Below are 24729 nucleotides of genomic sequence, written 5' to 3' on the forward strand. Positions count from 1 at the left end.
AGGCGGTGACCCCGTGGCAGGACTGATCCCCAGCACCGCCGCACACGCCCCCGTCGTCGAGCAGTTGCAGTCCGAGCTCCGCGCGTCGCAGGAGAACGAGCTGATCCTCCGCGAGAACCTCGCCGACCTGCAGCTCGCGCTCGAGGACAAGGGCTGGGACCAGATCTCTTCGGCCGTCCAGCGCGACTTCTCCCCCGAGGCTCGCAAGGCCCTCGCCCGCATCTGCCGGCACATGGCGATCGCCAACCCGCTCCTCAAGCGCGGCATGCAGATCCGCATCGGCTACGTCTGGGGCCAGGGCGTGCAGGTCCGCGCCCGCGCCGCCGGCGAGGAGCAGGCCCAGGACGTCAACGCCGTGGTGCAGGGGTTCCTCGACGCGAACAAGACCACGTTCTCCGGCGACGAGGCCCACGACCAGCTCGAGCGCGGCGCCGCGACCGAGGGCAACGTCTACATCGCGTGCTTCACCTCGCCGATGACGGGTGCCGTCCGGATCCGCACCGCGCTGGCCGACGAGGTCGTCGACGTCATTACCAACCCCGACGACCGCGACGAGCCGTGGTACTACGTCCGCGAGGTCCCTCAGCGGATCGTCGAGAAGGGCTACCAGCGGGGCGCCACCCGCACCCGCAATCAGATCGCCCGCGTCGCGCACCCCGCGCTCGGCTACCGCCCCCAGGTGCGGCCGCAGACCCTAGACGGCATGCCGATCCGGTGGGACGCCCCGATCAAGCACGTCAAGGTCAACCCCGTCGCCGGCTGGCGGTTCGGGATTCCCGACGTCTACGCCTCGCTGGCGTGGGCCCGCGCGTACAAGGACTTCCTCGTCGACTGGGCGCAGCTGACTCACTCGCTGTCCCTGATCGCGTGGCAGGCCACCGGCGGGACGACGTCGAAGGCGCAGAAGGTCGCCCAGGGCATCGCTGCGGCGAACGGCGGCAACGGCCCGGGCGTGGGCGGGATCCCCCCGATCGGCGGCGGCCAGGCCGGGCAAGCGGCGGTCGGCACCCCCGACGTGCGCCTCGAGGCGGTGTCGAAGTCCGGCGCGACGATCGACGCCGACTCGGGCAAGCCGCTCGCCGGCATGGCGGCCGCGGGTCTCGGGCTGCCCGTCACGATGCTGCTCGCCGACCCCGGCGTCACCGGCGCCCGGGCGGTCGCCGAGACGCTCGACCTGCCCACCATCCTCGAGATGGGGATGCGGCGCCTGCTGTGGCAGGCCGCGTTCACCGAGGTCATCGAGTACGTCGTTGACCAGGCCGCGATCGCGCCCCGGGGTCCGCTGCGCGGCGCCATGTCGCGCGACGAGTGGGGCCGGCTGCAGGTGAAGCTGACCGGCGACGTCGAGAAGACCCTCGACTGGGACTGGCCGCCGCTCGTTGACGTCGACCCGGTCGAGCTCGTGAAGGCCATCACCGCCTCGGCCGAGACCACCATCGGCCGGGCCGTGCCGGTCGTTCTGCTGCGGCTGCTCCTCAACGCCCTCGGGGTGAAGGACGTTGACGAGGTCCTCGAGCAGGTCACCGACGACGAGGGCCGGCTCATCGACCCCGACCTCGTGGCCGCTCAAGCCGCCGTCGACGACGAGCGCCGACGCCGCGCCGCCGGCGCCGACCCGGTCGGCCCGGCTGGCGACCCAGACGACGAGGACGCCTGATGCCGGTCATGTGGGGCGGCTGGCGGAGCGCGCGCCCGCAGGCGCCGAAGGTTGGCCGACCGGCACGCGACCGGTCGAAGAACAGGGCTCAGCGCCGGGCACGGAAGCGCACGCGTTGATGGCCGGCGGCGTCGCGGTCCCCGTGAACGTCGAGGTCCTCGGCGTAGAGGTCGGCCACTGGTGCCGCACCTGCGCGCTGTCGTCCGGCATGCGGGTCTGGTACGTCAACCGCACCCTCGGCCGCCTGTGCCTGCACTCCACGACCGGCTGCACCGACGCCGACCACGACGACGTCGAGCTCACCGACCAGCCGACCACGCTCTGGCGGACCTGAGCATGGCCGTCACCGCCCGCACCCTCCGGCTGCAGCAAGCCCTGTCCCGCGAGCTCGACAAGATCCTCGACGCCCAGCAGCGCGCGCTCGTCTCGGCGTGGGTCGACGCCTGGGACGAGGTCGCGCCCGATCTCACCGCAGCACTCCTCGAGATGCTCGTCGCCGGCGAGACCGTTACCCGCGCGCAGCTGCTCCGCTCCACCCGCCTGCGCCGCGCGCTCGCCGTCGTGGCCGACAACGTCGAGCAGCTCGCCCACGACGCCGGCGTGCGTATCACCGGCGACCTCCGCGACGTCATCGACCGGGCCGGATCCGCCCAGGCCTCGGTCATCGACTCCCAACTGCCGCCCGACACCGACCTGGTTGCCGTCGACGCCTGGTCGCGGGTCGACGACCGCCAGATCGACGCCATCGTGCGCCGTTCCACCGAGCAGATCACCGCCCTCACCCGTGCACTGCCCGCTGCGGCGTACGACGTCGTGCGCCGGGAGCTGATCCGCGGTGTCGCTGCCGGTTCGAACCCGCGGGAGACCGCCCGCCGCATGATCACGCGCGCGGAGAAGTACGGCTTCAACGGCGGCCTGAACCGGGCGCTCGTCATCGCCCGCACCGAGACCCTCGATGCCCACCGCGACGCTGCCCGCCTCGGCCGCATGGCACACGCCGACGTGCTCGGCGGGTGGACGTGGATGGCGAAGCTCGACACCCGCACCTGCCCGTCGTGCTGGGCCCAGCACGGCAGCGTCCACCCGATCGACAAGACCGGCCCGGACGACCACCAGCAGGGCCGCTGCACCGCGCTCCCGACCACCAGGTCCTGGGCAGACCTCGGCCTCGACGTCGCCGAGCCGCCGTCGCTGCTGCCCTCGCGCGAGGAGGCGTTCGAGGCGCTGACCGGCGAGCAGCAGCTGCAGGTCCTCGGCCCGGGCCGCTACACGGCGTACGCCAACGGCACGTTCCCCATGGACGACTGGTCGGTGGTGAAGTCCACGCCGGGCTGGCGCGACTCACACGTGGTCGCGCCGGTGCCTCAGAGCGGCGGCCGATCGTCGCGTAGCGCAGCCTGACCCGGGACGTACGCCGGCGTCCCGCAGTGCAGGCAGACCTCCACCCGGTCGGCCCCACGCGACGTGACGTGAACCTGGTCGAGCTCGAAGGCGTGCTCGACGCAGTCCCCGTCGTCGTCGATGCTCATTGGCCGGGAGCGGCCTTCGCGAGGTCGGAGTCCTTGCCTGGACAGTCGGGGTTCAAGCAAACCTCAGCGAGCCGCATACCCGGCCGGAGCCGCGACCCGCTGTTGATCGACGAGTTCGGGTCCACCTGCATCTGCTCCCCGCACTGGGGACATCTCGACTCCATCCACCGAACGCTACCCGCGACCGGGAGGTCCTGCCATGCCCAAGAAGCTCGCCGAGCAGGCGCTCATCACCGAGGCCGCCGCCGCCGCCGCCAAGGACAGCGGCCGCCTCCCCATCCAGTTCATCTCCCCCGGCTGGGGCTCCTCCGGCTACTACTCCCCCGAGGTGATCGCCGAAGCCGCCGAGACGAAGTTCATCCCCGCCGGCACCCACATGTACGCCGACCACCCCACCGACGCCGAGGACGCCGAGCGCCCGGGCCGCTCGATCAAGGACCTCATGGCCGTGGTCGTCGAGGACGCCTACCTCTCCCCCGACGGCGCGCTGGTCGGCGAGGCCGACGTCGTCCCGGCCTGGCGCGACCTCCTCGAAACCGTCCGCGACCACATCGGCGTGTCCATCCGCGGCTCCGCCACCGACATCGTCGAGGGCGAGGCCGAGGGCCGCCGCGGCCGCATCGTCGAGGGCCTGGTGGCGCCGTGCACGTCGGTCGACTTCGTCACCCGCGCCGGCCGCGGCGGGAAGGTGCTGCAGGTCATGGAGTCCGCGGCCGCCAACCAGCGGGCCATCAGCCACGGCGTCGAAGAGGCCACGGTCAACGACACCCGCGAGGCGCTGCAGACCACGCTTCGCGATGCCTACGCCGGCGCCAAGACCTGGATCTACGTCCGCGACTTCGACGACTCGACCGTCTGGTTCGAGATCGAGGGCGACGGCGACGACAACGGCATCTACGCCCAGGGCTACGCCATGAGCGACAGCGCCGGCGCCTCGCTGTCTGGCGACCGCACCGAGGTGCGCGTCCAGACCACCTACGTCCCGGTCACCCGGCCGGGCAGCACCACCGACACCACCACCGAGGAGTCCGAGGAGGACACCATGCCCAAGATCCAGATCGAGGAGGCCGAGCACGCTCGCCTCGTCGACGCGGCCGGCCGGGTGAAGACGCTCGAGAGCGAGCGCGACACCGAGAAGGCCCGCGCTGACGTCGCCGAGTCGACGCTCGCGACCGAGCGGCGCCGTGCCCGCGCGATGGACCTCATCCGCGAGCACGACCACGCCTTCACCCCGCTCGAGGCCAAGGGCCTGGTCGCGGACCTCCCGCTGACCGAGTCCGGCGCCTTCGACGAGACGAAGTTCGCCGAGCTGCTCGCCGAGCACGCCGCCTCGGCGGCCCAGGCCGGCGGCGCCGGCCAGGTGTCCGGCTTCGGCCAGACCACCGACACCGGCAAGTCCACCACCGAGTCGGCGCCCGCGCCGGCCAAGACCGCCTGGGGCCGCACCCTGAGCGAGAAGGGAGCCTGATCATGGCGACCAACGAGAAGTTCCGCCCCGGCGACAAGGTCTCCCTCCCGGTCCCGGCCGGGACGAAGGCCGGCGCGCCGCTGCGCATCGGCGGCCTCAACGCCGTCGCCCAGACCGACCGCGCCAAGGTCGACGTCTCGCCGACCAACGCCGACGGCACCACGAACACCTCGTACAACTACGGCGGCGGCAACCCCAACGGCCACGCCTCGTGCTGGCTCGACGGCGCCCACGAGTTCACCGTCGACTTCGCGGTCAGCGGCGTCGGGGAGCCGATCTACATCACCGGCGCCAACGCCCTGTCCGGCACCGCGACCGGCAACAACCTGTACGGCCACGCCCTGACCACGAAGGGCGCGCCCAGCGGGCCCCTGACCGTTCGCCTCGCGAACTGATCGGAGCACCAACATGACCATCGAGCTGCTGTCCGGATCCGCCGCGGTCGAGGCCGCGTCCGACTCGGACTTCTCCGGGACCGTCAACCCCCGGTACTTCAAGGTCGACGAGAGCCTCGCCGAGCAGGCCACCACCAAGCTGGCGGCCGCGTTCGGCAACCACTGGGGCGCCGACGTGCGCCTCGCCGAGGCGTTCTCCACCAGCGACTTCAAGCTGGCGGCCGCCAAGGAGCTGGACGCCGAGATGCTGGCCCAGTACGACGAGCTCCCCGCCAGCTGGGACCAGTACACCGACACCACCACGGTGCGCGACTTCCGCCCCAAGCGGCTGCAGTCGCGGTGGCGCTCCACCATCGGCATGGCCCGCGTGCCGGAGCTCACCGAGTACCCGGCCGACGACCGGCGCGGCGCGACCGAGTACGCCATCGCCGTGGCCAAGTACGGCCGCCGGTTCGCCATCTCGTGGGAGGCCTGGCTGAACAACGAGGCCGTCGGCGAGCTCGAGGACCTCCCGGGCGAGCTGGCCCGCCAGGCCCGCGAGACCGAGATGATCGCCGCGGTGTCGAACCTGCTGCTCGTCGACCCGGCGACCAACACCGCCTCGGACGTCAACACGCAGTTCTTCAAGTCGGCCAACGGCAACGCCCCGGGCAACCTGCCGCTCACCCGCGCCAACCTCAAGACGGTCCTCGACGGCATGGCCACGAAGAAGGACCCCAACTCGAAGCGGGTCATCGCCCGCCCCGAGGTGGTCGTGGTCATCCCCAAGGCGCTCGAGTCGCAGATGCTGTCGATCATCCGCCCGACCGAGGTCCGCGTGACCGTCGACGGGGTGGAGACCATCGAGAGCAACGAGTTCTCGGGACTGTCGTACGTCGTCGAGCCGATGCTCGACTTCGTCAACACCCACGCCAACGCCGCCACCACGTGGTTCGTGCTCCCGAAGCCGCGGTCCACCCGGCCGGCGATGTGGGTGGCGAAGCTCGCCGGCCACGAGCAGCCCGACCTCCGCGTCAAGGCCGACACCGGCCAGCGCGTCGGCGGCGGGCAGATCTCGGCGCTCGAGGGGTCGTTCGAGATCGACGACATCCAGTACCGCGGCCGCCACATCGTGGGCAACCAGCAGGGCGACCCGCTGTTCACCTACGTCAGCCGCGGCGCCTGACCGCTCGCTACACCGCCTCCAGGTGGGGCGAGGGCACACGCTGCCCTTGCCCCGCCTGGCACCAGCACCACCCCGCACCGCCACCTCGAGGAGGAGCCATGTCGTACGACGTCACCAAGGCCGTCGGGCAGGTCCGGCTCCTCATCAACGACACAAGCACCGACCCCGTCTTCGCCGACACCGACGTCGCCGCGTTCCTCGCCATGGAGGGCGACAACGTCAAGCGCGCGGCCGCGCAGGCGCTCGACACCATCGCCGACGACGAGGCCCTCACGTCGAAGGCGATCCGCACCCAGGACCTCGCCACCGACGGGCCGAAGGTCGCCGACTCGCTCCGCAAGCGCGCCGCAGCGCTCCGCGACCAGGCCGACCGCGCCGACGCCGACGCCGACGACGGCTTCTTCGCCATCGTCCCCATGGGCGGCCACGGGCACACGCCCGAGCTCACCCAGCACGCCCACTTCCCCGGGTACTGGCCGTGAGGCGTCACCACACCGGCTCCGGCCGGCGCAGCGTGATCCCGGCCGACTGGTCCGCCCACCACCGTCCCGCCGCCAACGACACCCACACCGGCACCGTGCAGCTGCGTCACGCCGGCGGGATCCGCGGCACCTTCGACAAGACCACCGGCACCTGGTCGACCACACCGCACCCGCCCTACTACGCCGGGCCCGCCCGCATCCAGCTGCTCCCGTCCGAGACCCAAGAGGTCGAGGCGGCCGAGCAGCAGGTGTCCTTGGCCCGCTACGCCGTCATGCTCGATGCCGACGTCACAGGGTTCGCCCTCGAGGACATCTGCAAGGTCACCGCCGTCGAGGGCAACGGCGACGCCTGGCTCGTCGGGCGCGAGCTCACGGTCTACGCCTTCGGCGGCGCGTCGCTGCACTGGGAGCGGCGCCTGCTGTGCACGGACTCCCTCGAGACGCAGGAGCAGTGATGGCCAGCAGCGACGCCTCCGAGTTCCATGGTCTGGCGGTCAAGCTGCAGCGCGCGTCCGCGCAGGTCGGCGCAGCCGCAGCCGCCGCGGTGAGGAAGACCGCCTTCGACATCGAGGCCGACGCGAAGGCCCTCGCGCCCGTCGACACGGGCAATCTCCGCAACAGCATCTCCACCGACATCACCGGCGACGGCCGCTTCGGGGCCATCACCGCCGACATCGGCCCGACCGCCGAGTACGGCGCGTTCGTCGAGTACGGCACCTCCCGCATGGGGCCGCAGCCCTACATGGCCCCGGCGTTCGAGCGTCGCGAGCCGACGCTGACAGCTGCGCTCGAGCAGATCGGGGAGCAGCTGCTGTGACGTCAGCCCAGGACGTCCACGACCAGGTCTGGGCACTCCTCGACGCGGTACCCGGGATCAACACCTACGACGGCGAAGTGCCCAGCACCCCGCCGCTCGACGAGGACGACCGCGTCCACGCCTACGCGGTGCTGTACGTGTCGGCCGGCCGCCGCGCCGCGCTGATGCTTGACGGCACGCAGTCGTCGCTGTTCAGCGGCTTCCAGGTCACCTGCGTCGGCGGCGACCCCACACGCGCGCTGTGGTGCGTCGACCAGGTCCGTGCAGCGCTGCTCGGCGCCTCCGTCACCGTCGACGACCGCGAGCACCTCATCACCGCCAGCGAGACCGACCCCGGCCCCGTGCGCCGCGACGATGACGTCACCCCGCCCAGGCACTACGTGCCCGACCGCTACGACCTGTTCATCCCCTAACCCGCCATCACCCGAGGAGCAGCCATGGACGAGTTCGTGCGCGTCGCCGACAAGGAGACCGGACACCACATGTCCATCCCCAAGGCGCGCTTCGACGCAGACCCCACCCTCTGGCGCGAGCTCAAGAGCGACGCCACCTACGCCGACGGGACTCCCCGGCCGGCGAAGTACAAGACCGACGTCTCGACCGAGGCGACGAAGAAGAGCGGCAACCAGGCCGCGGACATCAAGGAGTAAGCCATGGTTGCCCCCGTCAAGCCCCGCAAGGTCCAGATGAACGGCCGCCAGTCGTTCTGGCTGGTGCCCGCGATCGCCGCCCCCGCGGCGCCGAAGATCACCGAGATCAACACCGTCACCGGCATCAACCTGTCGTGCTCGCTGCTCAAGACCTTCGCCGGCCTGCAGCCGTCGTTCAGCAAGGTCACCCTCGACCAGTACCTCTGCGAGGTCGAGTCGTTCGAGGCCAACGACACCACGTCGTGGACGATGCCCGACATCGTCGGCGGGTTCGACCCGCAAGCCGCCCAGGCGTCCGACGACAAGAAGGCGTTCGAGTTCCTCCGCAACGCTTCACCGGGTTCGCGGTGTTCCGCAACGGCATCGTTGCAGACCAGACGAACCCGGACGCCGTGGTGGGCCAGTTCTTCAACGTCGCTCCGGTGAGCATCACGAAGGCGGTCGACACCTCGGACCCGTCCACCCCGTCGAACATCGCGACCTTCTCGGCCGGGGTTTCCGTGACCGGCTCGCCGGCGATGAACGTCGCCGCCGTCGCCGGCCCCTGACCCACCGCTGATCCACCCGGGCTGATCCGCCAGGCAGCCACCCGATCGGCCCCCGGCCGCGATGACGAGACGCGGCCGGGGGCCTTCTCGTCACCTCGTCACCTCGTCAGGAGCACCCGATGGCACAGACCCAGACCCGCTTCTTCCCCGACGGCGACTACCCCGCCCTCCTCAACCAGGCGTTCGCCGCGTACGAAGCCGCGCAGAAGGACGAGCAGAGCAACGGCGAGGGCATGCTCCTCGCGCACGAGCAGACGACATCCGAGATCCTCCGGCAGGAGTACGAGGACCTCCGCGCCCAGGCGCGCGCCGATGCCGAGAGCAAGAACCGCGTCGTCGAGATGCGCGCCATCTCTCGCCGCGAGTGGCGTCCGCTGAAGAAAGCTCACCCGCCCCGCCTCGAGGGCGACGACGTCAGCGCCGACGTGGCGCGCGGTGACCGTCTTGCGGGCGTCAACACCGACAGCATCGAGGACGACCTCGTTCACGCAACGATCGTGAAGCCCCACTTCGAGACCCGCGAAGCCTTCGACGCCTGGGCTGACGACCTGTCTGAGGGCGAGTGGAAGACCCTCGTCCGCGACGCCTGGAAGCTCGCGAACGTAGCGCAGGTCGACCCAAAAGCGCTGCCGCCGTCGCCGACCCGGAGCAACGGCGAGAACTGAGGGTCGCCCTCAAGCACGGGCTGTTCCCCGTCTGGGACGACCTCCCCGAGGAGAAGCGCGAACTGCTCCTCGCCTACGACGAAATGGTCTGCCCCCGGTGCGGGAATCTCACGGCCGAATGCTCCGACCCGACCCGCGACTGGCACCCCCGTACCGCAGTGTGCTGGCCCTCGGCCACCCGCGAGTGGGCGCAGGGCGTGCTCCACAAGAAGCACGCCAAGGACGACCTGCCCGACAACGAGTTGCCGTACCTCGCCGGCCGCTACGTCTGGGTGTCACAGCAACCGCCCGCCGACGGCGAGGACGAGTTCGCGAACTAGTCGGAGCTGGTGCGGAACAGGCCGACCGCAGCTAGGGCGAGCCCGCCGATGCCGAGCAGCACGGCGAGCGCACGAGCGATCACAGCTGGCTGGTCGTCGAGCACCAGGAACAGCAGCGCGCACACGAGCGCCGCGCAGATCAGACCTGCACCCTGCCGGACTTCCTTCGCCATGCCCGCACGTTACCCCGAGAGGTGGTGAGCCGTGACAGACCGGACCGTCGTCTACCGCCTGCGGGCGGAGGCCCAGCAGTTCACCGCCCAGATCAAGGGCGCCGGCGCCGCCGTTGGCGCCACCGCAGACAAGATGACGGCGGCCAGCAAGGAGACCGCCAAGTTCCACCAGGGCATGGACTCCCTGGGGTCGACGGCGGGCAAGGTCGGCCTGGTGGCCGCGGCGGGGCTGGGCGCCGCTGTGGTGAAGGCCGCCGACTTCGACGCGGCGATGAGCAAGGTGTCTGCCGCCACAGGCGAGACGGCCACCAACATGGACCGTCTGAGGAAGGCCGCGCTCGACGCCGGTGCACAGACCGTGTTCTCGGCGACCGAGGCCGCGGACGGCATCGAGCAGCTCGCCAAGGCCGGCGTGAGCACCACGGACATCCTGAACGGCGGCCTGAGCGGGGCGCTGGACCTCGCCGCTGCTGGCGAGATCTCTGTCGGCGAGGCCGCGGAGGTCGCAGCGAAGGCGATGACGCAGTTCGGGCTCGCCGGCAACCAGGTGCCCCACATCGCCGACCTGTTGGCCAGCGCAGCCGGCAACGCGAGCGGCGAGGTGTCCGACTTCGGAATGGCTCTGTCGCAGTCCGGGCTCGTCGCCGACCAGGTCGGCCTGTCCCTCGAGGAGACGACCGGCGGACTCGCAGCGTTCGCTTCCGCGGGGCTGCTGGGCAGCGACGCCGGCACCTCGTTCAAAACGATGCTAGGCGCGCTCACCCCGAACAGCGCCAAGGCCGCGAAGCAGATGGAGGCCCTCGGTCTCAGCGCCTACGACTCGCAGGGCCAGTTCATCGGCCTGGCTGAGTTCGCGGGCCGACTGCAGACGTCGCTCGGCGACATGACCGACGAGCAGCGCCAAGCCACGCTCGAGACCATCTTCGGGTCCGACGCGGTCCGCGCCGCGGCGGTGCTGTACGAGCAGGGCGCCACGGGCATCGAGAAGTGGACGAACACGGTCGACGACCAAGGCGCCGCCGCTCGCATGGCCGGTGAGCGGCTGGACAACCTCAAGGGCGACTTCGAAGCCCTGGGCGGCGCCGTCGAGACCGCCCTGATCGGGATCGGCAGCAGCTCGCAAGGCCCACTGCGTGCCGTGACCCAGGGCGTCACGGCGATGGTCAACGACTTCGGCGAGCTCCCGGACGCCGCGCAGACCGCCACGGCTGCGGTGATGGCCGGTTCAGCGCTGGTCGGCGGGTCGGTGTGGGTCGGCACCAAGGTCGTGCAGGGCATCGCGAACACCGGACAGGCGCTGTCCGACCTCGGCTACGACGGCGACAAGGCGACCAAAGCCATGAAGGGTCTCGCGACCGCCGGCGCCGGTCTGGCGGTTCTCGGAACTGCGGCTGTCGCGATCCGCGCGGTGCAGGAAGCGACCGACGAGACCGTCGCCGGCGTGGAAACGCTGCAAGGCCGGCTCATCGACGTGGCGAACACGCCGTCTGGGTTCTCCATCAACATCGGCAAGGAGTTCGATTCTCTCGCCGAGAGCATCGACCGGGTCACGGACAAGTCGAAGTCCGAGGCGTTCTTCGACGGACTCCAGACTCCTTTCGAGCCGCTGTTCGGTGAGGGCGCCGCGCTGCGTGAGGCGCGCACGGAGATCGACGCGCTCGACGAGTCGCTCGCGGCACTGGCCGCCTCGGGCAACGCGGACGTCGCCGCCGACGCTCTGGCCAGGATCACGGAGGGCTACGGCCTCACCGAGGAGCAGATGGATGGCCTGCTGTCGCAGCTGCCGAAGTACGACGAGGCGATGGCCGGCATCGAGAACCAGACCAAGCTCGCGGGCGACGCGACCAGCGACACCGCTGCGACCACCGAGGACCTAGGCGGCGCGTTCGAGGACGCCGGAGAAGCCGCGCAGGACTTCAAGGACCTGATGGACAGCCTCAACGCCGTGCTCGGCGGGCGGGCGGACATGCGGGACTATCAGGCCGCGATCGACGACTTCAGCCAGTCGCTGAGGGAGAACGGGCGTACCTTCGACATCAACACGGAGAAGGGCCGGAACAACCAGGCGGCGCTCGACAACATCGCGGCCTCCGCGCTCGCCGTCGCCGAGAACATGAGCCAGGCGCAGCGGCAGAAGTTCCTCACTGCCGCGATCGCCGACATCCGGACCATGGCCGAGCGGATGGGCCTCCCGAAGAGTGAGGTCCGCAGGCTCATCGAACTGCTCCGCGAGGCGAACAACGCCGACGTGAGCCCGAAGATCAACGTCGACACCGCCCAGAGTCTGTCGAAGATCCAGGCGGTGCGGAACTCGATCGAGTCGTTGCGGAATCGGAACCTCACGGTCACCACGGTCTACAAGGTGGTCCGCAACGCAAGCGACGCGCTCCCCTACCGCGGCGAGGCCGACGGCGGGGTGCTCGACTTCTATGCCGCCGGCGGGATCCGCGAGAACCACGTCGCGCAGATCGCCCCGGCCGGCACATGGCGAGTGTGGGCCGAGCCCGAGACCGGCGGCGAGGCGTACATCCCTCTCGCAGAGTCGAAGCGCGCGCGGTCGATCGACATCTGGGAAGAGGTCGGCCAGCGCCTGGGCGTGGAGTTCGAACGCTTCGCGGACGGGTCCGCAGGCGACGACCGCAAGCGCAAGCCGCGGAAGGTTGGCGCAGCGTTCGATAGCGCCGCCGAGATGACCCCGAACCACGCGATGCTGCAGATGCAGGCCGACGCGACGGCGGCCGCGTTCGCAACCGCCCGGCAGTTGACCGATTCGGCCCGGATCCAAGAGCACGCCGCGGAGACGGCATTCCTTGCGGCCCAAGACCAGGTCGAGGCTGCCGAGCAGAACACCCGGGCCGCCGAGGAGGGACTGCGCTCTGCCGAGTCCATCCGTGACGCCACCCAGCAGATGCGCGACTCGCTGGCCGACTCGGTGTCGTCGCAGTTCACCGGCTCGCTGCTCGGGGCCGGGCTGGCAGGGCTGACGCAGACGCTCGGGCGGGACATCAACGCCGGGTCCTCGATGGACACCACTCTGCAGGCGCTAATCGACGCTGGCTTGGACACCACCGGTCCAGCAGCTGGGCTGCTGGCTGAGATAGCGGCGTCAGAGGACCTCCGCACCGCCACCGAGCTGCTCGCGGCCGCGCAGATGGACCCCGAGTTCCTGACGATGATCGAGCAGCAGTACGCCCAGCGGGCACAGATCAACACCGGGCGCGGCGCGCTCGTCGCGGACGCCATGTACTCGCAGCAGCTCGCTTCCGAGAACGCCGCCGTCGCCGTCGCGACCGCCCAACTGGCCCAGGCCGAGGCCGCCGAGGCCGCCGCCACCGCGCGTGCTGCAGCCCTCGAGTCGCACCTGGGGCATGTACAGGACCAGCTCGACGCGCAGCGCACAGCGACGGAGAACCTCGCCGACCAGCTGAGGGACGCACTGAACAGCGTCGTACGACCGGGAAGGTAGGTGCTGGTTGTGACGTGGGCGATGATCCTCAACGGCGGGGAGTTGATACGCGACGGCGAGCCAGTACGGCACGAAGTCGATGGCGCAGCGTTCAAGGTGGCCGTGCTCCGCGAAGGCACCGGCTTCGGGAACCCGGAGACGCTGACCAAGACGATGAACACCCTGATGACACAGGGCTCCTGGGAGACCACCGACCCCAAGCGGGGCAACCGGGCGCCTGCCTTGATGATCGAAGTCGAGGGCGAGACCGCCGACGGCCTCAACGCTGGCGAGGTGTGGTTGTCCGCGCTCATGGGGGACTTCAACGCTGCCGACTGGGCCGGCGCGTTGGAGTGGCTGCCGCCGCGACAGTCGGTGTGGACGGTGTTCGACGTGACGTCGTGCTACATCGAGAGGTCCCAGGACAAGCGTTGGGACCTCGACGAGCACAGGTTCGTCCGCACCTACCGGGTGCCGATCCGAGCGCTGCCGCACGCTCGTTCGCGGGACAAGACCATCACTCCCGCCCAGCCCAGTTCAGCGTTCGTCGATGTCCAGATCGACAGCGGCACATCCACGTCCGGCTGGTCCGCTCGGTGGAACCTCGGCATCGACCCGAACGGCGGGACGGCCATCACGCCCACCGTGGTATCTGGGCACATCCGTGTCACACGCTCGACCGGACCCAGCTCCTACGAGTCCGTCGGCCTGCGCCGCAACGTCACGATCCCGACCGACACGCCCTACCTGCGCGTGGACCGGCGCACCTACCAGGCCGCCACCTCGCCCGCTCACGACATCTACGTCACGACCTCGACCGGCGCCCGGTACTCCATGCCGGCTGTCGCAGCGACCAAGACCGATGTGGGCGGCGGGATCACCCAGACGATCTCCTACTACCGCGTTCCCGCCGACATCAGCAACGTCGAGGTCGTCGCGACGATCGACCGGAACGTCACCGGCGCCTACCTCGAAGTAGACCAGCTGCGCCGGGTCTCGTCACTGCCTCCGTCGTCGACCGGCCGACAGAAGGTGCAGACCCTGATCCCGGGCGGCTCGGCGCCCGCCGAGGGAAGCCTGCAGGTCGAGTCCGCCGCTGCGACGAAGCTCGACCGGGTCATCGTCTACACCTACCCGCTCGGCAGGCCGATGCCGACGCTGGCCGCCTACCGGGTGTCGCCGACCACTGGCCAAATCGCCGACACCGACACGATCCATGGCCAACGCTGGCCGTTGGCCAACATCGTGGCGTTTGAAATCCCGGCCTGGGCGCTGCACGTGCAGGGCATGGCAGCGCTGTACGCGAAGGTCAGGTGCGACACCGCGTCCGCGACGTTGTCCTGGACGATGTCCGCGGTAGTCGGAGACACCTACGTAGCCTCGAAGACCGGACGAGTCACGGTGACCGGCCCCAGTAGCCGATGGCAGATGGTCGCGCTCGGCCTCGTCGACGTTCCCGGTGCCCGCATCGGCACCAACGGCCGCGTGCGGATCACGATGGTCAAGTCCGCGGGGTCCGGGACGCTGTGGTTCGACGAGGGCTGGACGTTCGGCGTCGACGAGAACTCGGCGCTCTCGATCGTGGACTGCGGAGAAGGCGCCGCCAGCGTCGGTGCGTCGGCCTCCCAGCTGTGGATCGACGCACCGTCGGCCGTCGCACCCGCCGGCTCCGTGACCGCCGGCCACGGCGGCCGGGCGAACGAGTACGCACCGTCCGACTACGTCCACCAGGTACACAGGTTCCCCGCCGAAGGCGTGTCAGTGCTGACCGCGGCCTTCGGCTCCGAACCGAAGACGGGTCTCGACCACTTCCGCCGCTGGACCCACCACGCCGGATCCTGAGGGAGTTGCTCATGCGCAGGATCGTCCCGTTCGTCGGCGGTCGCCCCCTCATGGAAGTCGGCGCCTGGGAAAGCGTGAAGTACTCGCACGGCTGGCCCTACGGCTCGCTGCGGGCTTCGTGGCAGATGCGTGACCGGATCCGCCACCCCCGGCTCACGGCTGGCGCTGTTGTCGACCTCAAGCTCGGCGGCGTGACCGTGTGGCGGGGCGAACTGCTCGAGCCCGGTCGCGATGGCGCGATGCAGTGCGTCGGCGCGTGGGAGCGCGCGAAGGGAGCGGTCACGCTGGCGGCGAACGGCTCCACGACATCGGAGCCGCGTGACGCCGTGTCGCAGGCGGTCGCCCGTGGCGTGTTGCGATGGGCCACTCCCATCCCCCAGATCTACGCCGGGACCGCCGCACAGCAGATGGATGCCCCCTACCCGGCTCAGACGGTAGCGGCGCTGCTGGACTACGTGACCCAGAAGAACGGCACCAGGTGGACGGTCGATTCGTACACCGGTCTGCTGGTCGTGGCGCCGGACCCGACGACCCCGGAGTGGCGGGTGCCGCACCTCGTTGCCGGTGCTGGGCTCACCCCGGCTGACGATTCCACGGTTACGCACCTGATCGGGGAGTACATCACCGGCCCTGGGCAACGGGCCGTCACCCCGCCGGTGGTGTCTCCGGACTACATCGCAGGGACCCCTCCGGTCGAGAAGCACGTCGGCGATGAGCTCATCGGCAAGGGCTTCCTCACCGAGGCGCAGGCGGTGGCCTACTTGCAGGGGATGTTCGGCCAGGCCGTCGGGAAGGTCGGCTGGGCAGACGGCCTGGCGTTGCGCCGCGGTGACGTGCTCACGATGCGCGGCACCGTCGCCGACCCCGCGATGGTCGTCGCGGGCCCGGATTGCATGCTCCGGCTCGACGGCGTGTGGGACGACCGCGCCGCCGGAGGGCCTGCGGCGGCTACGGACATCGTGGCCGCGACCACCGAGTACGACGAGGACACCGACAGCGTGCAGGTCACGCCGGTGGGCAAGCAGGCCCGGACGGTCAAGGAGCTGGCGACGTGGCTGACGGCATGAGGCCCGGGATGCAGCGCAGCGTGACTGTGCCTGAGTTCGCTGCGCTGGTGGGGCCGTGGCAGACGTACACCCCGCACATGGCCAACCTCGACGTAACGGGTCGCACGGTCAACGCCCGCTACAAGCGCGTCGGCCAGACCGTGAAGGTGCAGGTGAACACCCTTGCCGGGGGGCAGGTGTACGGGTTGATCCGAGTGAGCAATCCGCCGGGATTGCCGGCGAGCCCGGCGCACGCCGGCGGGCTTGCTCCCGTTGGAGTCGCGCAGGCGCTTGAGGATGGAAACACCTTCCACCTCGGCAACGTCTACATGGAATCGGCTGCCTACGTGGCGGTCATGGGCCGCGGTTGGAACAGCGCCTACGTGGTCGGTTGGGGGGCCGCTGCGCTTGGGCAGCTCGACGGGGTCATGCCCTTCGCGCGACCTTGGCGCTCCGGCGACGGCATCGGGCTCCAGTGGGAGTACGAAACGACAGCTCCGCCCGGCGTCTAGTACCGCCGCCCTTCCACCCCACCTGTCACCGAATCCCAACATCGCCCTGCCTCAGGGCAGCAAGGAGCCGTCGTGCCCACCATCGCTCAGCACATCGCCGCCCGCGACGACCGCGACCTGCAGCAGCGCCTTGTCGCTGCCGCCGAGATGTCCGGCGTCCCTGCGCCCGCTCGGTGGGTGGCCGAGCATTCCGGCGCGCTCGCGTGCACGCCCATCGAGGCACCCGACGGCAGTACGACCACGATCGCAGACGTCCACGCCTATGCGGCCGCGGTCTACGCCGACAAGCTCGCGGACCTGGGCCCGCTTCCAGGCGCCAACGCGGCCGCGGTGACTGACGACCACCTCAAGGCCGCCGTCGCGGCCGTCCGAGGCTCAGCGACGTGAACCTTCACCGGCCCGCCCGACATCGCGCGCCGACACTCCCGCCCCGCTACCTCGTCTTGCTCGTGTTGCTCTTCGCGATGGGGACCGTGGCGCGCGGCTGGGAATACGTCAGCGCTGAGCCTGAACGGACGATGTCCCGGGTCGTCGAGCAAGGCCTTAGCCACGCCCAGCTCTCCCCCCACGCGTGGGGGATGGTCCTCATCGTCACCGGCCTGTTGGTGCTGACCGCCTACGCGGTCCGGATACACGTGCTGGTGTTCTTCGCCCACGGCCTCGCCGCGATTGTCTACCTCACCGTCACCGTCGGTTTCTCGCAAGCAGCAACCGACCTTGGCGCGGGCTGGGCCCACGCCGCTCCGACGCTCCTGGCGACGCTGTGGCACGCCCTCGTCGCGAAGCTGACAGGCCCCCTCCCGACCCGCACGCGATCCGTCTCGGAGGGAGCCCCAGGTGCCGCCAGTCGCTGACCTGCAGAACCTGCCCGCGCCGCTCGCGTTCATCGGAGGCGTCCTGGGCCTGCTGATCTGGTTCGCACGGGCGCTCCGGCAGCTCATCAAGGAGTGGAACGACGAGGCCCGCACCGAGCTGGCGAAGGTCACCGACCGGGTGAGCTCACTCGAGAAGGAGCTCGCCAAGGTCCGTGAGGACCTCGTCACCCAGGTGCGCGACTCGCACGCTGCACGACTCAAGGGTCTGCGACGTGAGCAGCAACTCACCGACCTACTCGTCAAGAACGGCATCGACGTCCCTGAGGAGCATCCATGACCAGGACGCACCACTCGGCGCGCAAGCCGGTCTTTATCGCGATCGCGCTCGTCGTATTCATGGTCGTGGCCGGCGGCGGTGGATGGCTCCTCGCCGAGCAGCGCGGCACTGAGGTGGTCGAGCGCACCGACGAGCGCGACGCCGCCGTTGGCGCGGCCGAGCAAGTCATCGACTGCGTGCAGGACCCCGCCGCCACGACGGACGACTGCGAAGCCGAGGCCGAGGATGCTCAGGAGACCCTCGAGGAAGAGGTGCCGCCGGCGAACCTCACCCGAAGCCAGCGCCGCGAGGTCGTACTCATCGCATCGCAGCTCATCGCCGCGCAGCCGCAGATCTCCGAGGACGACATCGTCGACGAGGTTCTCGTGCGGTTGCCCGACGTCGACGACGGCAAGGACGGCAAGGACGGCAAGGACGGTGTCCCAGGTCGTCCGGGTCGTCCCGGTGAGGACGGACAGGACGCCGAGCGGCCGACCACCGCCGAGATCCGCGCCCTCGTCGAGCAGGTGTACGCCGCCAACCCCCCGCCCCCGGGCGAGGACGGTGACGACGGCTCGAACGGCACGGACGGCAAGACCGGAGACCGCGGCCCCTCGTGCGTCGAGGAGCTCGGCCTCGAGCGATGCCGCGGACCACAAGGCCCGGCCGGCGCCGACGGCACCCCCGGTCCCGCCGGCGTCGACGGAGCGCCCGGCGCGCCGGGCCCCGCGGGCGAGAAGGGCGATCCCGGCCCCCCGGGCGACCCCGGCCGTGGCATCGCGGTGCTGTCCTGCGACCCCGAGACCCAGATGTTCATCGTCACCTACACCGACGGCACCACCGAGCCGATCGTCGGATCCGACTGCATCGCAGACGGGGTCCTTCCCTCGCTGAGGTGAAACGCCTCCGCGTCCACCTCGCCCGCCTCATCACCCACGCAGCAGACCGGCTCCTCGAGCCGCTCTGCCCCCGGCCCATGCCGCCAACCCATCCGCCGCAAGCCATGCACCTGCGCGTGGCTCGACCGCGACCCACCCTGACCTAGGAGCCGTCATGCCCGTCATCTTCCGCGGCAAGCCCGCCTGCACCTGCCTGGCCGCCTGGCTGCCGGCGTACGAGCGCGAACTCCGCGCCCGCGACGTCCTCGCCCCGAAGGCCCGCCTGTCGATCTACCAGCTCATCGGAGGCGCGGCCGCGTCCGGCGGCACCCACACCACCGGCGGCGCGTTCGACATCACCAACCTGCCCGGCGACGTCGACGTGTGGGTCGCCCGGCAGATGGGCGCCGACGCCACGTGGGACCGCACCATGATGTCGCCCCGCCACATCCACGGCGTGCTGCGCGGCTGCCCGCACAACGGGCCGGCGCGCTACCAGATCGCGTCGGTCGACCGCGGCGACAACGGCCTCGACGGCAGCGCCAGCGCCGGCCCCGACGACGGACCCAGGCCGCTATCGGGTCGATCCTGGGAGGAGGGCATCGCCTGGCACCGCGAGCAGGCGAAGGTCCGTCGGCGCGCGGCGCTGACCGCGCGGATCCAGCCGCTGCTCGAGGAGAAGCGGAAGCTCACCGCGCTGATCGGCCGGCTGCGGGAGAAGCGGGCAGCGCTGTGACCCGCCGCGAACGCATCGTCCGCGCCGCACGCCGCGCCCGTCACGGCCAACTGCTGCGCCGCGGCGACGTCCACGAGGTCATCACCGTCAACGACGACTTCACCGACCACGTCACCGACGTCCCCCACCTCGCCCGCACCCGCCAGCCGCTCCTGATCCTCACCCAGGAGTCGAAGCGCACCGACTACCGCCAACGCCTCGACGACGACGCATGGGGCGTCCGTCAGCGCATGTCCGACGACGCGACCCAGGGCGTGGCCGTGGTGTGGAACCGTCAGCTGGCGCGAGCGATCGGCTCGGGCATGAACCGGCCGCGGAACTTGGGCGCGGGGTGGATCCCGCTCGCCGTGCCCGACCGCGGCGACGACATGCTCGTACGCGGCATCGTCTGGCAGGACCTGCAGCTTCGTGACGGCGGCCAGCGGTTCCGCGCCGCGTCGACGCACCGCCCGCCAGCGCGTCACCGCGACCACTGGGCCGAGTTCGACGACCAACTCGAGGCGTTCCTCGACGCCTCCCCCATCCCCGTGCTCGTCGGGAGCGACAACAACCAGGCTGGCGGCCCGGACATCGACCCCGACTACCGCTGGCGCGGCATCGGTATCGACGGCTTCCTCGGCGACATTGCCGTCCGGTCCGTTTACGAGCTCGCGAAGCGTCACAGCGACCATCGCGCCATCTCAGGCGCCGCCCAGTTCGACGACGGCCGTGTCGCGGCGTAGCACCGCCGCGGCGTTCGCGCTCGGCGCGCTGGTGTCCACCGCCGCGCAGCTCGTCACCCAGCTCGTCCTGAACCGACCGATCACCTTCAAGGAGAAGTGACATGTCTCTGATCCAGCGCATCGCCCGCGAGCCGAACGCCGTCGCCGGCGTCATCGCCGCGGCGTATGGACTCCTCGTCGCCTTCGAGGTCCTCGCCCTCACCGTCCAGCAGGTCGGCGCGTGCGTCGCCTTCTGGGGTGCGCTCGTCATCCTGCTCCGCTGGCTCGTCGCCCCGGCCGCCGAGGTCATGGTGCAGCGCCGCCCCCAGGACCCGACACCGATCGCCGGCGCGGCCGCCCTGGAGCCCACTGGCGCGCCCGTGCTCGTCGACCTCACTCCGCTTCCCAAAGACCAAGCAGCCTGACCGATCGACTGCCGCACCACAACGCCAGCGGCCCCGGCCCCCCAGGCAGGGCGGCCGGGGCCGCTTCGCGTTGTCGGCGCCGTCGCGCACACTGACCCTATGGCCGGAGGGATGAGCAGGAAGAGCAATGGCCACGGCACGCTCGCGGACCGCGTCGCCGCCACCCGCGCCGCCGAAGCGGAACGCTCCGCCGGCCAGCATGGCACCGCTGCCTTTCACGGGAACCGACCCACGGCATGGGCCGACGTCCTCCGCGACGTCGAACCGCCGCCGGCCGCAGAAGCCCTGGCACCGCCGGACTACAAGCACTGCTGGTACGACGGCCCGCACGGACGCCAAGCAGCCCTGCTCCTCGAATGGCGCGCCCTCGACGGCTACTACCACGGTCGCATCGCCGTCGCCGCGCTCGAACCAGACGGCTGGGGGATCGTGGAAATGTGGGTCGAGCAGGGGATGCTTTCGCCAGCCTGAACCTACGTCTGCTCGGTCCACGACGAGACGGCGACTGGTTCCTCCACCCGGCATGACCTACCCCCAGGTGTTCCCCATCGAGTGGGCCAACGCCGGACCTGACCGACGGAGTGGTCCGCGCAGCTGAGTAGGACACGACCGTAGCGGCGCTGGGTACAAGCGCCGCGCAGCAGGCCACCCGCACTCGGCGAGGGAACGACAGGACCTGCCGACTAACGACAGGAGGAGACGCTCATGCCCGAAGGCGACATCGAGACCTACCACCTCAGCGAGACCGGCAAGTGGAGAAACCGCGTCGAAGGGCTCCAGGAGCTCGACGGCGAGTACGACACTCGCGCCGAGGCCATCGAAGCAGGCCGGGACGAGGCACGCGACCGCAGCGTCGAACACATCATCCGGCGGCAAGACGGCACCATCGGAGAGCGCAACACATACGGGCACGACCCCCGCAACGTTCACGGCTGAGAGCGAGGCCATCGCAGCAACGGCGTCGCCCATACGCGACGCAGCAACGGCGTCGCCCATACGCGACGCCGTTGCTGGTTGACGGTCAGTCGTCCGCTGCGTTCGCCGAGGCCCACCACTCGCGGTCGCGTTCCTCGAGCACAGCCTGCAGGTCACGCCACGCCTCGACGTCGTCCTGGTCGGCGTGCTCCGGCAACGGCTCGGTCATTCACCCATCGTGCGTCTCGCGCGTGTCGAGCGCAACGCTCGGATCGCGGCAGATCCGGACGTTCCACCCCGCTGAACCAATCGTTGGAGCGGGCCGCACGCACGAGGCTGCGGCCCGCTCCGAGGTGGCTGTCGATCAGACCTGCGGATTGCCGTTGACGGAGGTCTCGGCTACAGGCTGGAGTGCGTCCCAGTGTTCGACGATCTTTCCGGCCTTGTTGAAGCGGAAGACGTCGATCTCGACGGTGCCGCGGTCCGAGGCGTTGACCTTGGCGAGGGCGTGGACGACGACGTAGTTGCCCTGCGTGACGGTGCGGCGGACGCGCAGCGTGTAGTCGGGGAACTGTTCCAAGTAGGCGGTGACCCCGGCGATGAAGGCGTCGCGGCCGTTGTCGAACAGCGGGTTGTGCTGGATGTAGGTGTTGGCGTCGATGTAGCGGCGCGCGTAGGTGTCGGGGTCGTGCTCGGTGAACGCGCCGACGAGCAGCCGGACGGCGGCGCGGCGGTTGGCCTTCTCATGCTGGGTGAGGCCCTTGTTGCCAGCAGGGACGGGCGATGTGGCCGTACGGCTGGCCAAGGTAGCAGCGTCCGCCGCGGGGGCTGCAGCAGTGACCGTCGGCAGGGCGAGCGCTCCGGCAGCGACTGCGCCGACGGCGGTCGCGGCGAGGGTGGACAGAGCGGTGCGTGGGCGGGCGATGGAGCGAGAGGCGGTGGTCATTGGACGGTTCCTTCGGGTGGTGGGAGCGATCTGGCTCGGGTTTGTCTGGTGGTCGGGATGGCGGAATGAAGTCACAGCACTTACTGTTGGTGACTGACGCACGGAAAGAAATAAGGCACCCGAAAGTGCCTGACTACCGGATGAGTGAGTGAGCCATGAGCCTCGACACCTCGCAGTGGAATCCCTACGACCGCAACTGCCCCAGCAGGCGACTGCTGGACCGCATCGGCGACCGCTGGACCGTGCTGATCATTGGAGCGCTGTCCGACGGGCCGCACCGGTTCAAGGCGATCACCGAGCGCGTGGACGGCATCTCCCAGAAGATGCTCACCCAGACCCTGCGCGGGCTGGAGCGCGACGGTCTGGTCAAGCGCACTGTTTACCCGGTGGTGCCCCCACGCGTGGAGTACGAACTCACCGCGGCGGGACGCTCCCTGTGTGAGCCGCTGGCCGCTCTTGAGGAGTGGGCCAAAGAGCACATGAGTGGCGTGCTCGCGGCTCGCGCAACCTACGACGCGACGACCGTCGGAGCGGACGCGTGAGCGCCACCGAGTTGACCCAACGGCAAGTGGACCGCGCTGTCGTGGACCTGCTCGACCACCTCGCGCCCGAGGCTGCTGCAGAGACCGTCGGCGCGACAGCGCGTCAGCGAAGGGTCGCGCTGGCCGACGTGTTGACCGTGCGGCCGCCTGGCCCGTTGCCCGACGGTCTCGCGAGGCTCCTTGATGGCGTGTTGGCGTGGGAGAACGCCCAACGCCTGGTCACCGACACCGCCGACTTGCCGCGTCTGCGTTTGGCGGGTGTCGGGTCGCGGATGTCGCTGTGGCAGGGCGACATCACCGCCCTTCGTGCCGATGCGATCGTCAACGCTGCCAACAACCGGATGCTCGGCTGCTTCGCCCCGGGCCATGCGTGTATCGACAACGCGATCCATGCCGTCGCCGGACCCCAACTACGCGAGGAATGCGCCGCCCACATGGCAGCGCAGTGTCACCTCGAACCCACCGGTGCCGCCACCCTCACGGGCGGCTACCACCTACCAGCCCGGCACGTACTGCACACCGTCGGCCCCATCGTGGCGGATGGTGAACCATCCGCTGCCGACGCCGAAGCCCTCGCCTCGTGCTACCGCTCCTGCCTCGACACCGCCGACAGCCACGGCGACATCGCCTCGGTGGCGTTCTGCTCCATTTCGACCGGCGTCTTCGGCTACCCCATTGAAGCCGCGACCGTCGTCGCCGTCGACACCGTGACCCGGTGGCTCACCGCGCATCCAGAGTCCGAGATGCAGGTCATCTTCAACACCTTCTCCGACCACGACACCACCGTGTACCGCACCACTCTCGAAGGCCGACTCCCGTGACCCACACCTCCCACACCCACGCCCATCATTACGACTCCGTGCGTGGGTCGCAGAACCTGGACGCCGCGGCCGCCGCGCTCGCGGACGCCGAGCGCGTCTTCGTTGGCGCCGGGGCTGGACTGTCGGCTGCAGCCGGGTACGACTACACCGACCGCGACCGGTTCGCCGAGCTCTTCCCGTGGCTCAAGAAGGCTGGGTTCAACGCCCGCTACGAACTCATCGGCTACCCCCTCCCTCCGCGCCACCAATGGGGCTTCTGGGCCGTCCACGTCCGCGACATCCGCCTCGGCAACGAACCGTCGGCGATCTATCAGCAACTCCGCATCGCGGTCGGCGAACGCGACCACTTCGTCATGTCCTCCAACGTCGACGGCCTGTTCGCCCGCAACGGCTTCGACCCCGACCTGGTCTTCACCCCGCAAGGCGACTACGCCCTCTACCAGTGCCACTCCCCGTGTACCCGCGAGGTGTGGGATGCCCGCCCCATCTTGGAACGCGCCTACGCCACCCTCGACCCGCAGACCGGGCAGATCGACGAAGACGCCGTACCCACCTGCCCCAACTGCGGCGGCGAGGTGTACCTCAACATCAACGCCGGACGCTTCTACATCGCCGACCACTTCGCCCCAACCGGGCGAGACCTGCAGGCTTGGCTGCGCAACGCCCAGGACACCTCCGCCAAGGTCGCCGTTCTCGACATCGGCTCCGGCTACAACACCCCCGGCGTCATCCGCTGGCCCACCGAGCAGATCACCCGCGCACTGCCCAACGCCACCCTCATCCGGATCAACCGCGACCACCCCGACGTGCCAGCCGACCTCACTGACCGTGCGTTCTCTCTCTCCGGAGACGCCCAGGCCTTCATCAGCCACCTCACCCGTACCAACCACTGACCTACAAGCAACCCACGAGCCTGAAGG

The 24729-nt window shown here is 70.2% G+C and carries 34 protein-coding genes; 31 read left to right on the top strand and 3 right to left on the bottom strand.

From position 1 onward, the window contains the following. The first annotated feature begins 13 nt into the window (after nucleotides 1-13). From J3P41_RS15815 to J3P41_RS19025, 15 genes are all read left to right on the top strand, one after another. The gene (locus tag J3P41_RS15815; RefSeq protein WP_210651334.1) at nucleotides 14-1657 is read left to right on the top strand and encodes a hypothetical protein; all 1644 of its coding nucleotides are present in this window, start codon (nucleotides 14-16) and stop codon (nucleotides 1655-1657) included. Between the two features lie 142 nt (nucleotides 1658-1799). After that, nucleotides 1800-1991, top strand: coding sequence for a hypothetical protein (locus tag J3P41_RS15820; protein ID WP_210651335.1), 192 nt, complete (start codon nucleotides 1800-1802; stop codon nucleotides 1989-1991). A 2-nt stretch (nucleotides 1992-1993) separates the two neighbouring features. Next, complete coding sequence (locus J3P41_RS15825) at nucleotides 1994-3058, top strand: minor capsid protein (protein ID WP_210651336.1); 1065 nt, start codon at nucleotides 1994-1996, stop codon at nucleotides 3056-3058. Between the two features lie 327 nt (nucleotides 3059-3385). Beyond that, a complete protein-coding gene (locus tag J3P41_RS15830) occupies nucleotides 3386-4654 on the top strand; it encodes a hypothetical protein (protein ID WP_210651337.1) in 1269 nt (422 codons plus the stop codon). A gap of 2 nt (nucleotides 4655-4656) precedes the next feature. Next, nucleotides 4657-5049 (top strand): DUF2190 family protein, encoded by a 393-nt coding sequence (locus tag J3P41_RS15835; RefSeq protein WP_210651338.1) that lies wholly within the window; start codon nucleotides 4657-4659, stop codon nucleotides 5047-5049. Nucleotides 5050-5062: 13 nt separating this feature from the next. After that, nucleotides 5063-6214, top strand: coding sequence for a hypothetical protein (locus J3P41_RS15840; RefSeq protein WP_210651339.1), 1152 nt, complete (start codon nucleotides 5063-5065; stop codon nucleotides 6212-6214). A 98-nt stretch (nucleotides 6215-6312) separates the two neighbouring features. Continuing rightward, nucleotides 6313-6696 carry a hypothetical protein gene (locus tag J3P41_RS15845; RefSeq protein ID WP_210651340.1) on the top strand — a complete coding sequence of 128 codons (384 nt, stop codon included), beginning with the start codon at nucleotides 6313-6315 and terminating at the stop codon, nucleotides 6694-6696. Then, nucleotides 6693-7151 carry a DUF6093 family protein gene (locus J3P41_RS15850; protein WP_210651341.1) on the top strand — a complete coding sequence of 153 codons (459 nt, stop codon included), beginning with the start codon at nucleotides 6693-6695 and terminating at the stop codon, nucleotides 7149-7151. The genes J3P41_RS15845 and J3P41_RS15850 overlap by 4 nt, the downstream gene beginning before the upstream one ends. Beyond that, nucleotides 7151-7513: an HK97-gp10 family putative phage morphogenesis protein gene (locus J3P41_RS15855; protein WP_210651342.1), complete on the top strand. Its 363-nt coding sequence runs from the start codon at nucleotides 7151-7153 to the stop codon at nucleotides 7511-7513. The genes J3P41_RS15850 and J3P41_RS15855 overlap by 1 nt, the downstream gene beginning before the upstream one ends. Further along, the gene (locus J3P41_RS15860; RefSeq protein WP_210651343.1) at nucleotides 7510-7926 is read left to right on the top strand and encodes a hypothetical protein; all 417 of its coding nucleotides are present in this window, start codon (nucleotides 7510-7512) and stop codon (nucleotides 7924-7926) included. The genes J3P41_RS15855 and J3P41_RS15860 overlap by 4 nt, the downstream gene beginning before the upstream one ends. A gap of 24 nt (nucleotides 7927-7950) precedes the next feature. After that, nucleotides 7951-8163, top strand: a complete 213-nt coding sequence (locus tag J3P41_RS15865; protein WP_210651344.1) for a hypothetical protein — start codon at nucleotides 7951-7953, stop codon at nucleotides 8161-8163. A gap of 3 nt (nucleotides 8164-8166) precedes the next feature. After that, complete coding sequence (locus J3P41_RS15870; protein ID WP_210651345.1) at nucleotides 8167-8589, top strand: hypothetical protein; 423 nt, start codon at nucleotides 8167-8169, stop codon at nucleotides 8587-8589. After that, complete coding sequence (locus tag J3P41_RS19020; RefSeq protein ID WP_282594971.1) at nucleotides 8586-8711, top strand: hypothetical protein; 126 nt, start codon at nucleotides 8586-8588, stop codon at nucleotides 8709-8711. The genes J3P41_RS15870 and J3P41_RS19020 overlap by 4 nt, the downstream gene beginning before the upstream one ends. 119 nt (nucleotides 8712-8830) lie before the next feature. Beyond that, nucleotides 8831-9376 carry a hypothetical protein gene (locus J3P41_RS15875; RefSeq protein WP_210651346.1) on the top strand — a complete coding sequence of 182 codons (546 nt, stop codon included), beginning with the start codon at nucleotides 8831-8833 and terminating at the stop codon, nucleotides 9374-9376. 197 nt (nucleotides 9377-9573) lie between these two features. Next, nucleotides 9574-9696, top strand: coding sequence for a hypothetical protein (locus J3P41_RS19025; RefSeq protein WP_282594972.1), 123 nt, complete (start codon nucleotides 9574-9576; stop codon nucleotides 9694-9696). On the opposite strand, the gene J3P41_RS15880 is transcribed toward J3P41_RS19025, so the two are convergent. After that, nucleotides 9693-9869, bottom strand: coding sequence for a DUF998 domain-containing protein (locus tag J3P41_RS15880; RefSeq protein ID WP_210651347.1), 177 nt, complete (start codon nucleotides 9867-9869; stop codon nucleotides 9693-9695). The genes J3P41_RS19025 and J3P41_RS15880 overlap by 4 nt on opposite strands. A 214-nt stretch (nucleotides 9870-10083) precedes the next feature. Between J3P41_RS15880 and J3P41_RS15885 the strand changes: the two genes are divergently transcribed. From J3P41_RS15885 to J3P41_RS15945, 13 genes are all read left to right on the top strand, one after another. Then, on the top strand, nucleotides 10084-13335 hold the full coding sequence (locus J3P41_RS15885; RefSeq protein ID WP_210651348.1) for a phage tail tape measure protein: 3252 nt from the start codon (nucleotides 10084-10086) through the stop codon (nucleotides 13333-13335). 96 nt (nucleotides 13336-13431) lie between these two features. Beyond that, entirely contained in the window at nucleotides 13432-15156 is a 1725-nt protein-coding gene (locus tag J3P41_RS15890; RefSeq protein WP_210651349.1) for a hypothetical protein, read from the top strand. 11 nt (nucleotides 15157-15167) lie between these two features. Beyond that, nucleotides 15168-16223, top strand: coding sequence for a hypothetical protein (locus J3P41_RS15895; protein ID WP_210651350.1), 1056 nt, complete (start codon nucleotides 15168-15170; stop codon nucleotides 16221-16223). After that, complete coding sequence (locus J3P41_RS15900; protein WP_210651351.1) at nucleotides 16208-16714, top strand: hypothetical protein; 507 nt, start codon at nucleotides 16208-16210, stop codon at nucleotides 16712-16714. Before J3P41_RS15895 ends, J3P41_RS15900 begins: the two co-directional genes overlap by 16 nt. Nucleotides 16715-16786: 72 nt before the next feature. Continuing rightward, complete coding sequence (locus tag J3P41_RS15905) at nucleotides 16787-17101, top strand: hypothetical protein (protein WP_210651352.1); 315 nt, start codon at nucleotides 16787-16789, stop codon at nucleotides 17099-17101. 62 nt (nucleotides 17102-17163) lie between these two features. Further along, nucleotides 17164-17568: a hypothetical protein gene (locus J3P41_RS15910; RefSeq protein ID WP_210651353.1), complete on the top strand. Its 405-nt coding sequence runs from the start codon at nucleotides 17164-17166 to the stop codon at nucleotides 17566-17568. Beyond that, nucleotides 17552-17866: a hypothetical protein gene (locus tag J3P41_RS15915; protein ID WP_210651354.1), complete on the top strand. Its 315-nt coding sequence runs from the start codon at nucleotides 17552-17554 to the stop codon at nucleotides 17864-17866. The genes J3P41_RS15910 and J3P41_RS15915 overlap by 17 nt, the downstream gene beginning before the upstream one ends. Next, complete coding sequence (locus J3P41_RS15920; protein WP_210651355.1) at nucleotides 17863-18744, top strand: collagen-like protein; 882 nt, start codon at nucleotides 17863-17865, stop codon at nucleotides 18742-18744. The genes J3P41_RS15915 and J3P41_RS15920 overlap by 4 nt, the downstream gene beginning before the upstream one ends. Before the next feature lie 154 nt (nucleotides 18745-18898). After that, nucleotides 18899-19459 (top strand): hypothetical protein, encoded by a 561-nt coding sequence (locus J3P41_RS15925; RefSeq protein ID WP_210651356.1) that lies wholly within the window; start codon nucleotides 18899-18901, stop codon nucleotides 19457-19459. Further along, nucleotides 19456-20181, top strand: a complete 726-nt coding sequence (locus J3P41_RS15930) for a hypothetical protein (RefSeq protein ID WP_210651357.1) — start codon at nucleotides 19456-19458, stop codon at nucleotides 20179-20181. The genes J3P41_RS15925 and J3P41_RS15930 overlap by 4 nt, the downstream gene beginning before the upstream one ends. A gap of 101 nt (nucleotides 20182-20282) precedes the next feature. Continuing rightward, a complete protein-coding gene (locus J3P41_RS15935; protein WP_210651358.1) occupies nucleotides 20283-20585 on the top strand; it encodes a hypothetical protein in 303 nt (100 codons plus the stop codon). A 111-nt stretch (nucleotides 20586-20696) separates the two neighbouring features. Beyond that, the gene (locus J3P41_RS15940; RefSeq protein WP_210651359.1) at nucleotides 20697-21056 is read left to right on the top strand and encodes a hypothetical protein; all 360 of its coding nucleotides are present in this window, start codon (nucleotides 20697-20699) and stop codon (nucleotides 21054-21056) included. Between the two features lie 234 nt (nucleotides 21057-21290). Further along, nucleotides 21291-21521: a DUF2188 domain-containing protein gene (locus tag J3P41_RS15945; RefSeq protein WP_210651360.1), complete on the top strand. Its 231-nt coding sequence runs from the start codon at nucleotides 21291-21293 to the stop codon at nucleotides 21519-21521. A gap of 85 nt (nucleotides 21522-21606) precedes the next feature. On the opposite strand, the gene J3P41_RS19030 is transcribed toward J3P41_RS15945, so the two are convergent. Beyond that, nucleotides 21607-21729: a hypothetical protein gene (locus J3P41_RS19030; protein WP_282594973.1), complete on the bottom strand. Its 123-nt coding sequence runs from the start codon at nucleotides 21727-21729 to the stop codon at nucleotides 21607-21609. 135 nt (nucleotides 21730-21864) lie between these two features. Further along, the gene (locus J3P41_RS15950) at nucleotides 21865-22446 is read right to left on the bottom strand and encodes a nuclear transport factor 2 family protein (protein ID WP_210651361.1); all 582 of its coding nucleotides are present in this window, start codon (nucleotides 22444-22446) and stop codon (nucleotides 21865-21867) included. A gap of 155 nt (nucleotides 22447-22601) precedes the next feature. On the opposite strand from J3P41_RS15950, the gene J3P41_RS15955 reads away from it, so the two are divergent. Genes J3P41_RS15955 through J3P41_RS15965 form a run of 3 tightly spaced genes read left to right on the top strand, consistent with a single transcriptional unit; the run spans nucleotide 22602 to nucleotide 24702 of the window. Next, the gene (locus J3P41_RS15955) at nucleotides 22602-22988 is read left to right on the top strand and encodes a helix-turn-helix domain-containing protein (RefSeq protein WP_210651362.1); all 387 of its coding nucleotides are present in this window, start codon (nucleotides 22602-22604) and stop codon (nucleotides 22986-22988) included. Continuing rightward, a complete protein-coding gene (locus J3P41_RS15960; RefSeq protein WP_210651363.1) occupies nucleotides 22985-23809 on the top strand; it encodes a protein-ADP-ribose hydrolase in 825 nt (274 codons plus the stop codon). The genes J3P41_RS15955 and J3P41_RS15960 overlap by 4 nt, the downstream gene beginning before the upstream one ends. Beyond that, nucleotides 23806-24702, top strand: coding sequence for a hypothetical protein (locus J3P41_RS15965; protein WP_210651364.1), 897 nt, complete (start codon nucleotides 23806-23808; stop codon nucleotides 24700-24702). Before J3P41_RS15960 ends, J3P41_RS15965 begins: the two co-directional genes overlap by 4 nt. The last annotated feature ends 27 nt before the right edge of the window (nucleotides 24703-24729 follow it).

The sequence above is a fragment of the Nocardioides sp. SYSU D00065 genome, from assembly GCF_017916425.1.
Lineage (GTDB): Bacteria > Actinomycetota > Actinomycetes > Propionibacteriales > Nocardioidaceae > Nocardioides.